The 10,759-nt window shown below is 68.1% G+C and carries 10 protein-coding genes and 1 pseudogene; 9 read left to right on the plus strand and 2 right to left on the minus strand.

Features of this window, described 5'->3' with window-relative positions; all coding sequences use genetic code 11:
* Positions 1-4 precede the first annotated feature (4 nt).
* Complete coding sequence (locus tag D3H54_RS02905; RefSeq protein WP_149377782.1) at positions 5-2,104, minus strand: MMPL family transporter; 2,100 nt, start codon at positions 2,102-2,104, stop codon at positions 5-7.
* Between the two features lie 59 nt (positions 2,105-2,163).
* On the opposite strand from D3H54_RS02905, the gene D3H54_RS02910 reads away from it, so the two are divergent.
* From D3H54_RS02910 to D3H54_RS02945, 8 genes are all read left to right on the plus strand, one after another.
* Positions 2,164-2,637: a MarR family winged helix-turn-helix transcriptional regulator gene (locus D3H54_RS02910; protein WP_149377783.1), complete on the plus strand. Its 474-nt coding sequence runs from the start codon at positions 2,164-2,166 to the stop codon at positions 2,635-2,637.
* 109 nt (positions 2,638-2,746) lie between these two features.
* Positions 2,747-4,444 (plus strand): alkaline phosphatase family protein, encoded by a 1,698-nt coding sequence (locus tag D3H54_RS02915; RefSeq protein WP_149377784.1) that lies wholly within the window; start codon positions 2,747-2,749, stop codon positions 4,442-4,444.
* Positions 4,445-4,473: 29 nt separating this feature from the next.
* Positions 4,474-5,586: an AAA family ATPase gene (locus D3H54_RS02920; RefSeq protein WP_149377785.1), complete on the plus strand. Its 1,113-nt coding sequence runs from the start codon at positions 4,474-4,476 to the stop codon at positions 5,584-5,586.
* A 21-nt stretch (positions 5,587-5,607) separates the two neighbouring features.
* Complete coding sequence (purT, locus tag D3H54_RS02925; protein ID WP_149377786.1) at positions 5,608-6,786, plus strand: formate-dependent phosphoribosylglycinamide formyltransferase; 1,179 nt, start codon at positions 5,608-5,610, stop codon at positions 6,784-6,786.
* The gene (locus tag D3H54_RS02930; RefSeq protein WP_149377787.1) at positions 6,783-7,223 is read left to right on the plus strand and encodes an Rv0361 family membrane protein; all 441 of its coding nucleotides are present in this window, start codon (positions 6,783-6,785) and stop codon (positions 7,221-7,223) included. Before purT ends, D3H54_RS02930 begins: the two co-directional genes overlap by 4 nt.
* 34 nt (positions 7,224-7,257) lie before the next feature.
* Positions 7,258-7,671, plus strand: a complete 414-nt coding sequence (locus D3H54_RS02935) for a rhodanese-like domain-containing protein (protein WP_149377788.1) — start codon at positions 7,258-7,260, stop codon at positions 7,669-7,671.
* Complete coding sequence (locus tag D3H54_RS02940) at positions 7,668-8,888, plus strand: O-succinylhomoserine sulfhydrylase (RefSeq protein ID WP_149377789.1); 1,221 nt, start codon at positions 7,668-7,670, stop codon at positions 8,886-8,888. Before D3H54_RS02935 ends, D3H54_RS02940 begins: the two co-directional genes overlap by 4 nt.
* Before the next feature lie 2 nt (positions 8,889-8,890).
* The gene (locus D3H54_RS02945; protein WP_149377790.1) at positions 8,891-9,337 is read left to right on the plus strand and encodes a hypothetical protein; all 447 of its coding nucleotides are present in this window, start codon (positions 8,891-8,893) and stop codon (positions 9,335-9,337) included.
* Between the two features lie 7 nt (positions 9,338-9,344).
* On the opposite strand, the gene D3H54_RS02950 is transcribed toward D3H54_RS02945, so the two are convergent.
* A complete protein-coding gene (locus D3H54_RS02950) occupies positions 9,345-10,208 on the minus strand; it encodes an SDR family oxidoreductase (protein ID WP_149377791.1) in 864 nt (287 codons plus the stop codon).
* Positions 10,209-10,261: 53 nt separating this feature from the next.
* On the opposite strand from D3H54_RS02950, the pseudogene D3H54_RS02955 reads away from it, so the two are divergent.
* A pseudogene (locus tag D3H54_RS02955) lies at positions 10,262-10,749 on the plus strand (GNAT family N-acetyltransferase).
* Positions 10,750-10,759: the final 10 nt, after the last annotated feature.

The raw sequence follows: 10,759 nt of genomic DNA on the forward strand, positions 1-10,759 counted from the left end.
GACGTTACGCGCGTTCGGCCGGCTCGATCTCGTCGCGAGAGAACGCCGGCCACCAGATCGCCGGGCCGATCAGGGTGAACAGCGCCGGGATCACCACCGTACGAACCACGAAGGTGTCCAGCAGGATGCCCAGGCCGACGATGATTCCCAGCTGGGTGAGCACGATCAGGGGCAGTACGCCCAGCACGGTGAACACCGCCGCCAGCACGATTCCGGCGCTGGTGATGACCGCACCGGTCGCTGAGACCGCGCGCACGATCCCGCCGCGGGTGCCGTGCTGCGGGGTCTCCTCGCGAGCACGGGTGACCAGGAAGATCGTGTAGTCCACGCCGAGGGCGACCAGGAACAGGAACGCGAACAGCGGGGTGGTGTTGTCCAGCGCAGGGAAGCCGAGCAGGTGGACGCTCACCCAGCCGCCCAGGCCGAGCGCGGCCATGGTGGACAGCACGGTGGCGGCGACCAGAATCAGCGGCGCCAGCGCCGCCCGCAACAGGATGTACAGCACCGCGAGAACGACGATCAGGATCGCCGGGATCACCACCCAGCGGTCGTGCACCGCGGCATTCTTGGCGTCCAAGGCCTGCGCATCCGATCCGCCCACCAGCGCCTGGGGATCGATCCGGTGGACTGAATCACGAAGGGCGGCAATGGTATCGAAGGACGCGTCGGAAGCAGGCTCGGCGCTGAGCACAACATGCCATTGAGTGAGGCCGTTGGCTGAGTCGCCCGCCGGGTTGACGGAGATGACGCCCGGGGTGGTTCGAATGGCCTGCTCGAGTGCGGGGCCGGCGTCGCTGCGACCGATGACCCGCGTCGGGTCGGTCAGGCCGCTGGGGAAGTGCGCCGACAGCGTCCGGTAACCGGCCACCGAGTCGGCGCTGACCCGGAACTGATCGATCTGGTTGAGCCCCACCGGGGTTGCCAGCAAGCCGGTCGCCAGCACGATCAACACAGCCGTGGAGGCGACGGTGACCCGGCCGGCATGGTTGGACACCCAGTCGGCGACCCGATGCCAGGCGCCGGTGGCGGTGATCTGTTCGCCGCCGGGGCGAGGGACGAACGGCCAGAACAACTTCGGGCCGAACAGTGCCAGCAGCGGCGGCAGCATCAGCAGCACGAACACCGCGGCGACCACCAGCCCGGAGGCGGCCTGGACACCGAGGCTGCGGGTGCTTGGTGACGATGCGAACAACAGGGTCAGCAGGGCCAGCACCACGGTGGCATTGCTGGCCGCGATCGCAGGCCCGGCGAACCGGACCGCGGTGCGCAGGGCCGCCCGATGATCGTCTGTCGAACGCAATTCCTCGCGATAGCGCGAAATCAACAGCAGCGCATAGTTCGTTCCGGCGCCGAACACCAGGACGCTGGTGATGCCGGACGTCGAACCGTCGGCGGTCATGCCGGTGCCCTCGGCGATCGCCGAACCCAGCACCGCGGCCACCCGGTCGGCGAAGGCGATCACCAGAAGAGGCACCAGCCACAGCACCGGCGACCGGTAGGTGATGATCAGCAGCAGCGCGACCACCGCACCGGTGACGGCCAGCAGGGTGAAGTTCGCGCCGGAGAACGCGTTCGCGATGTCGGCGCCGAACGCCGGGCCACCGGTGACGTTGGTTGTCAGGTCGCCGGGCAACCCCGCCTTGGCTGCATCCCGCAGCGACTTGACTTCGTCGTTGAGCGCGAAGCCGGACAGCGTGGGGTCGATCTGGACCGGCGCGAGCGCGGCCTTGCCGTCCTCGGATGCGGTGACCGGAATCGGGGGCCCGCCGGTGCCGGTCGCGGCGACCATCCGCCCGCGGGCCGCGTCGGCGGCCGCCAGATCGGCCTGCGTCAGCGTCGCGCCGTCGGTGCGTGTGACGACGAGGATCACCGGCGCCGCCCCACCGCCGGGGAACTCCTTGAGCAACGCGGCGGCCTTCGCGGATTCCGCGCTGGGAGGAAGCGCCACCGGTGACTGATCGGCCGACGAGCCCTGCCCCAAGACGCCCATCAGACCGCCGCCGATCAGCGCGATGATCAGCGCCAACAGCCAGGAAAAGCGGGTGCTGACAAGTTCGCCGACACGGTCCCAGACGGGTCGCCGGCCCTCGAGTCCTCGATGCATGCCTCCAAGATAGCTTCATTTACTTAACATTTCATCTCCTTAACAGATACTCTGGTGGCATGGACCCATCCGGCCGGCCCGCCCTGGAAGCCGCCGTGGTCGCCGACGTCCAGGCGCTGTCCGCCGAATCCGACCAGATCGGCCGGGCTTTCGCCGGTATCCACCAGCTGTCGGCCAACGACTTCCGCGCACTGGTGCACGTGATGGTCGCCGAGAACTCCGGCACCCCACTGACCGCGGGTGAGCTGCGCACCCGGATGGGACTCTCGGGCGCGGCGATCACCTACCTGGTCGAGCGGATGATCGAGTCCGGCCACCTGCGACGCGACTCCGACCCGACCGACCGGCGCAAGGTGCTCCTGCGCTACGCCGACCACGGCATCGAGGTGGGCCGGGCGTTCTTCACGCCCCTGGCCACCCACACCCACCACGCCCTTGCCGAGGTACCCGACTCTGATCTCGAGGCGGCCCACCGGGTGTTCACCGCGGTGCTGTCGGCGATGACGGACTTTCGCGCCGATCTGAATTCATAACCGGTCCACGTGGCGGCCGCGTCATTTTTGCCGACTTTGCTGCGGGCCATGGTGAAGTAGGCAAAGCTATTGGCGTCTAACGGGTCTTGGGGAATCGGGTGATTGCGCGATGAAGCGAACCAAACAACTCTGCGTCGGCGTCGCGGCGGCAGGCATCTTCGGTCTGGGGTCAACGATCGCGACCGCGGTCGCGTACGCGGATTCGCCGGATTCCACCGCGGGCCCGTCGTCCGGCTCGTCGAAGGCAAGCGCCCACAATGCGGGACCGAAGGCCCGCCCGCGTTCGACCACCGCGGGCGCGGTGAGTCAACCCGCGAAGCCGTCCGCGGTCCGTAAACCTGCAGCGTCGGTACGTACATCGGCAAGCCCAGCGGCAGAGGCGCTTTCGGTGGCCCTGTCCACTCTGGGCATCACGCCGGTGGTCTCCGGCGGCGGCGCGTCCTCGTCGACGGTGTCGCCCGCGGTCGGCCGCAGCCGTCGCGGCCTGGTGATGACGGCAACCGCATCCGCGGCCGCGGCGAGCAACGGCGGATCGGTCAGCACGCTGGCCGCCGGCACGCCGACACACGTGCTGGTGATCGGGATCGACGGGACGAATCTCAGCGCCATCCTGTCCAACCCCGACAACGTCAACCTGCAAGCCCTGATGACCACCGGCACCACTGCGGCGTCGACCATGGTCGGGCACACCACGATCTCCAACCCGTCGTGGACGGGCATCTTGACCGGTGTGTGGAGTGAGAAGACGGGTCTGTTCAACAATGTCTTCACGCCGTGGACCTACGACAAGTGGCCGACGGTCTTCAATCAGCTCGAGGCCGCCGACCCCAACATCGAGACAACGGCGATCGCGGATTGGGAGAACATCGCCCAGATCGCCGGGGCCGGTTCGATTCCCGCCGACGTGATCAAGTTCTTCCCGAAGTACAACAACAGCTGGCTGGATACCGACGACCTGGTGGGTCAGGCGTCCGTCGACGCGATCAACGGCACCACCGCGGGCGTTTCGAGCTTCAATTTCACGTATTTCGTCGGAGTCGACAACACCGGCCACGAGTACGACGCCGGCTCGCAGCAGTACAAGGATGCGCTGAAGAACGTCGACGACAACGTCGGCGACATCATGGCCGCGGTCACCGACTGGAACACCGCGCACCCTGATGAGAAGTGGACCGTGCTGGTGACCACCGACCACGGTCAGGTGCCGTGGCCGACGATCCGGCTCGGCTCGGACATGCGGGCGCACGGCTTCCAAACACCCTGGGAAACAACCACGTTCGTGATCGCCAACGGCACCGCCTTCACCGCGGGCGCGATCAACAACACCTATTCGAACATCGACATCACCCCCACGGTGGATGCACTGTTCGGGCTGACACCGCCGTCCTATTCGGCCGGTTCGCCTCTGATGGACCTCGCCGGAAGTGATTACAAGCCGGTGGTCCCCGGCTTCGACGGGATCAACCAGGCGCTGACCGACGCGATCGCGATGTACGGGTATCCCGACGTCGCGACCAACATTGCCCTGGACCTGCGGACGGTCGTGGGATTCGTTCCCTATTTCGTGTACTCGGTCTTCAACGGCCTCACCGCGGACATGACCGGACCGTTCAAGCTGCCGATCCAGTTCGTCGGAGCGGTGCTCTATCAGCTGGTCAATATCCCGGTGCAGATCATCGCCCGGTTGACCGGGGTGACCGGCAACCAGATCATCCCGCCGGACCTGTGGCCGTACACGCCGGTGCCCGGCGTTCAGCCGTTGCCGCCGGCCACCGCGGTGCCCACTCCGGAGGCCATCGCCGTCTGAGTGTCGGCCCCGCCTGGTTAGCTGGGGGCGTGCTCGACACCGTCGCCGTGGAGAACTACCGGTCGCTGCGCCGGCTGATCCTGCCGCTGCGCGGGCTCAATGTGGTCACCGGTGCCAACGGCTCCGGCAAGTCCAGCCTCTACCGGGCGCTGCGGCTGCTGGCCGACTCGGCCCGCAACGGCGCGGTCAGCGCTCTGGCCCGGGAGGGCGGGCTGAGCTCGACGATGTGGGCCGGGCCGGGCAAGACGGGTCCGGTGAGCCTGAAGCTCGGCTTCGCCGGTGAGGACTTCGGCTACGCCGTGGACTTCGGCCTGCCGCAGGAGACCGAGACGGCTTTCAACCTGGACCCCGAGATCAAGTCGGAAGCCGTGTGGGCGGGTGCGGTGCTGCGGCCCTCGGCATTGCTGGCGCAGCGATCGGTGCGGACCGTTCTGCTGCGCGATGCCGATGACGGCTGGCGCACCGCGGCCACCCTGCGGCCGTTCGACAGCATGCTCAGCGAGGTCGCCGACCCGCAGGCGGCGCCCGAACTGCTGGCATTGCGTGAGCGGGTCCGGTCCTGGCGGTTCTACGACCACGTCCGCACCGACACTGACGCGCCCGCCCGTCAGCCTCAGATCGGCACCCGGACAATGGTTTTGAGCCACGACGGGGCGGACCTTGCCGCGGCGCTGCAGACCATCGCCGAGATCGGTGACGCCGACGCACTGGCCGAGGCCGTGGACAACGCCTTCCCCGGCAGCAGGGTGCAGATCCGCACCGAAGGGCGCTTCGAGGTGACGCTGCGCCAGCCCGGCATGCTGCGTGCCCTCACCGCGGCCGAGCTGTCCGACGGCACACTGCGCTACCTGCTGTGGGCCGCCGCCCTGCTCACACCGCGACCGGCCGAGCTGACCGTGCTCAACGAACCGGAGTCCAGCCTGCACCCCGATCTGTTGCCCGCACTGGCCGCGCTGATCGCGCGGTCCTCGGAACGCTCGCAGATCGTGGTCGTCACCCACTCCGCTGCGTTGGTCGAGGCGCTGCGCAGGCGAGAGCACGACATCAACGCGATCGAACTCACCAAAGAAGCGGGCCAGACCGCGATCGTCGGCCAGGGCCTCCTGGACGAGCCATCCTGGCACTGGCCTGCACGGGGATGAACCCACCTATCCTTGGGCATCATGCGTGTGATGCTGGTCGGGTCGGGTGAGCTGAGTCGGGAGTTGGTGCTGGCGTTCCAGCGACTCGGAGCCGAGGTGGTCGCCGTCGACCGCTACGCCGACGCACCGGCGCACGACGTCGCCGACGAGGCGCTGGTCGTGAAGATCACCGACCCCGATGAGCTGACTGCCGCCATCGCCCGCGTCGAACCGGAGTACGTCGTCGTCGACACCAATGCCGTGGCCATCGACGCGCTCCGGGCGGCCGCCGACAGTGGCGCGACCCAGGTGGTGCCCGGTGTGTACGCCACCCAGCTGAGCCTGGACCGCGAGGGCATGCGCCGGCTGGCCGCCGACGAGCTGGGTCTGCCGACCGCGCCGTTCTGGTTCGCCGGCTCGGTCGCGGAGCTGACCGCCGTCGCCGACCATGCCGGCTTCCCTCTGGTGGTCAAGCCGGTGATCGGGGTCCCGGGGCAGGGCCAGTCGGTGCTGCTGCGCCCCGACGACGTCGAGCCCGCCTGGCAGCGTGCCGTCGCGGCCGGTGGCCGGGTGCCACACAACCGGGTGCTGGCCGAGACCGTCGTCGAGATCGACTACGCCGTCACCTTGCTGACCGTGCGGACCGACGGGCCGGCCGGCCCGGCGCTGCACTTCTGCGAGCCGATCGGACATCGGCAGGTCGACGGTGGTGTCCTGGAGTGCTGGCAGCCCCAGCAGATGACGCTGGCGGCGCTCGGGGCTGCGAAGTCGGTGGCCGCACGGATCGTGCGGGCGCTCGGCGGCCGCGGCGTCTTCGGGGTCGAGCTGCTGGTACGCGGCGACGAAGTGTATTTCTCCGACGTCAGCGTCCGTCCCTACGACAGCGGGCTGGTCACGCTGCGCACCCAGCGGTTGTCGGAGTTCGAGCTGCATGCCCGCGCCGTTCTGGGGCTGCCGGTGGACACCATCATGATCTCGCCGGGCGCCGCGGAGGTCACCTACGGCGGTGCCGAGGAGAGCGCCGGCCGCGCCGACATCAACCCGGCGGTGCTGGCCGAGGCCATGGCCGTGCCGGAGAGCGATGTGCGCCTGCTGGGCCGGCACGAAGGCGCCGCCCGGTTGCGGCTGGGGGTCGCGCTGGCGACCGCATCCGATGTCACCGCCGCCCGCGATAGGGTTCGCCAGGTGTCGACCGCCTTGCACCGGCTGTGGCAGCCGTGACCGAACGTGAGGACGACGGCGCCAGTCCGCTGCCCATTCTGATCGCCCTGGGTATTGCGGTGTTGGTGCTCGCCGCGGTGGGGATCGCATGGCTGGTCGACGACACCAAGCCGATGAGTGAGGACGTGCTCGTCGGCCGCGCCGCGGTCGGACAGAACGACGCGCTGCAGCGCGACAACTACCCGGATTTTCGCAAGTACACCTGCGCCGCGCAGCGGGGTGTCGAGGCGGATGTTCTTGGCAGCCAACAGAAGTCGAAGGCCGCACGCGGTGCTCGATACGTCGACGATGTCACCGACGTGAAGATCGACGGCGACAAGGCCACCGCCACCGTCGTCTACCACTTCGAGAAGGCGGCGGACGCCAAGCTCAAGACCCCGATGACCTTCGTCCGGGAGAACGGGGAGTGGACCGTCTGCTCGCCCGGTCCGGTCTGAGAGTCATCCAGAATCGTGTGGAAGGATCGGCCGGGTGAGTTACGCAGGAGATATCACCCCTGAGGAGAGCTGGAAGCTGCTCAGTGAGAACCCCGACGCGGTGCTGGTGGACTGCCGCACCGACGCCGAATGGCGATGGGTCGGTGTGCCCGATCTGTCCAGCCTGGGCCGCAATGTGGTGTTCGTGGAGTGGAACCGCAGCAACGGTCAGCACAATGAGCAATTCGTCGCCGAGCTGAACGCCGCCGGCGTGACGGCCGGCGATCGCCCGGTGGTGTTCATCTGTCGCTCTGGGAATCGCTCGATCCCCGCAGCGGAGACGGCGACCGCAGCGGGAATCGCGCCCTCCTACAACATGCTTGACGGGTTCGAGGGCCAGCTCGATTCCGACGGTCATCGCGGAAGTAACGGCTGGCGCGCCCTGGGTCTGCCCTGGAAGCAGTCATGACCGACTCGACTGATCCGGTGCCGTCGGTCCGTATCCCCGCACCGCTGCCCGACGGCGTGAGCCAGGCGACCATCGGGGTTCGGGGCGGGCTGTTGCGTTCGGAGTTCGAGGAGACCGCCGAAGGGCTGTATCTCACCTCGGGCTACGTGTACTCCTCGGCCGCCGAGGCCGAGAAGGCGTTCACCGGCGAGATCGACCGGTACGTCTACTCCCGCTACGGCAACCCGACGATCTCGATGTTCGAGGAACGCCTGCGGCTGATCGAAGGTGCACCTGCCGCTTTCGCCACCGCATCGGGGATGGCCGCGGTGTTCACCTCGCTGGGCGCGCTACTGGGTGCCGGCGACCGGTTGGTGGCGGCGCGCAGCCTGTTCGGCTCCTGTTTCGTGGTGTGTAACGAGATTCTGCCGCGCTGGGGTGTGGAGACCGTCTTCGTCGACGGCGACGACCTCTCGCAGTGGGAAGAGGCGCTGTCGGTGCCGACGCAGGCCGTGTTCTTCGAGACCCCGTCCAATCCGATGCAGTCGCTGGTCGACATCGCCGCGGTCTCCGAGATGGCACACGCTGCCGGGGCAAAAGTTGTGCTGGACAACGTTTTTGCCACCCCGCTGCTGCAGCAGGGCATCCCGCTCGGTGTGGACGTGGTGGTGTATTCGGGCACCAAGCACATCGACGGTCAGGGCCGGGTGCTCGGCGGTGCGATCCTCGGCGACAAGGAGTACATCGACGGTCCGGTGCAGAAACTGATGCGCCACACCGGCCCCGCGCTGTCCGCGTTCAACGCCTGGGTGCTGTTGAAGGGCCTGGAGACGATGGCGGTGCGGGTGGACTATTCGAATCGCTCCGCGCAGCGCGTCGCCGAGTTCCTGGAAGCCCAGCCGGGCGTCAACTGGGTGAAATACCCGTTCCTGGAATCGCATCCGCAGTTCGACCTGGCGAAGCGGCAGATGCGCGGCGGCGGCACGGTGGTGACATTCGAACTGGATGGCGGCAAGGCTCGGGCTTTCGAGGTGCTCGACAAGCTTCAGGTCATCGACATCTCGAACAACCTCGGCGACGCCAAGACGCTGATCACGCATCCGGCGACCACCACGCACCGCGCGATGGGGCCGGAGGGCCGCGCCTCGATCGGGCTCGGCGACGGGGTGGTCCGGATCTCGGTGGGGCTGGAAGGCACCGAGGACCTGATCGCCGACCTGGATCGCGCGCTGGGCTAGCGGTGTCCCGGAAATCCGACGCCAAGAAGGCCCGCCGCAAGAAGCGGCAGGCGAGTCGTGACGAGCGCTGGTTGCCGGGCGACGTCAAGGGCGCCCTCGACGACGTCGACGTCGAATTGGCCCAAGCGGTCGAGACATTCGACGAGTGGCTGACAGCGCGGGGCTGGACATTCGACGCCGAGTTCTCCACCGACACACTGATCAGCTGGTTCTTCGAGCCGTCGGCTGCCGCGGTGGTCGACGAGGGGTACGAGCCGGTCACCCGGATCTGGATCACGGCGTCCGGTGAGGACGACGACTTCCCGGAGCGGGTCAAGGCGGTGCTGGTCGGCACCGGCGAAGACGCCGGTGCTCTCTACGCCGTCGAGCCGGAGGTGCTTCTCGCTCAGATCGATCCGATCGAGGCCTACCGGCCCGGTGATGCCGTGCCGGTCCTCGGCGAGGCCTAGGCGCCCGCTAATCCTGCTGCGCGTCCTCCACGACGCCGGTGGCGCTCTGAGCTCGCTTCTCGTAGGCGGCGCGGGCCGTGGTGTCGAAGTCGAGGAACACCCGGTCGGTGCCCATCTTCTTGGACAGCCAACGGCGGCCGCGGGGCGGCAGGAACATCACTGCCGTGGCCAGGAAGCGTGAGTAACCCGGAACGGAGATCGACGTCGTGGGATTGTCCAATGCCTTGACCACCGCCGCGGCGATGTCCTCGGGCTGCACCGGTTTGGTGGCCGCGGTGGTGTGAGTGCCCGAGATCAGTTCGGTGTTGGTGAATGTCGGCATGACACAACTGATCTGGACGCCCTGGGGCGCGTACTCGTCCGCAAGCCCGGTGGACAGCCCGACCACGGCGAATTTGGTTCCCGCGTAGAGCGCCTGGCCGGGCACCGCGAGCATGCCGGCCATCGAGGCGATGTTGACGATGTGGCCGCTGCGGCGCCGGACCATTTCCGGCAGCACCAGGCGGCAGCCGGTCACCACACCGTAGAAGTTGACCTCCACGGCGGTGCGCACCGCCTGATCGGAGTGGTCGAGGAACGGCCCGACCGGCATGACCCCGGCATTGTTGATCAGCACGTCGATGTGTCCGCCGCCGTCGGCGCGGGCCTTGTCCAGGAACGTCGCGAACGACTCGGGATCACTGACGTCGAGGGGGTAGCCCGAGACCGGCCCCAGCTTGCTGAGCTGGGCGACGGCCGACTCCTCGAGCGTCACATCGCGGTCGCCGATGACCACGCGCGCGCCGCGCTGCAGAAGGGCCCGTGCGGTCGCGAAACCGATACCCCGGGCGGCGCCGGTGATCGCGATGGTCTTGCCCCGGATGTTGTCCATGACCCGAAACTTTACAGGTGTCAACTTTTGGGGGAAAGGGGCAGAATGATCAGATGCACCGCCTGCGCTTCGTCCCTGTCGACGAGGACGACGCGCTCGCCGCGCCGCTGCTCGCGGAACTCGCCGTCGAGTACGCCACCCGCTATGAGGCTCCCGAAGCGGGGGTGGCGCGCGGTGGCTGCGCGACCATCCGGCCGACCAGTTCCACCCACCCGACGGCGGCATGCTCATCGGGCTGCTCGGCGATCAGCCGGTGACGGGCGGAGCGTTCTGTCGCTTCGACGACGACACCGCCGAACTCAAACGGATCTGGACCGACAGCCGGCATCGGCGTCAAGGCCACGCCGCCGCGCTACTCGCAGCCCTGGAAACCGAGATCGCCCGGCGCGGGTATCACCGCATCTACCTCACGACCGGCAACCGGCAGCCCGAGGCCGAAGCGTTGTACGACAGCTCCGGCTACAGCCGTCTCGATCAACCGTTGCCCAGTGATGCCGAGCAATATCCGGTCGCCTTCGTCAAGGTGCTGACGAGCGGGTAGCCGGGCACCT

Source organism: Mycobacterium sp. ELW1, assembly GCF_008329905.1.
Lineage (GTDB): Bacteria > Actinomycetota > Actinomycetes > Mycobacteriales > Mycobacteriaceae > Mycobacterium.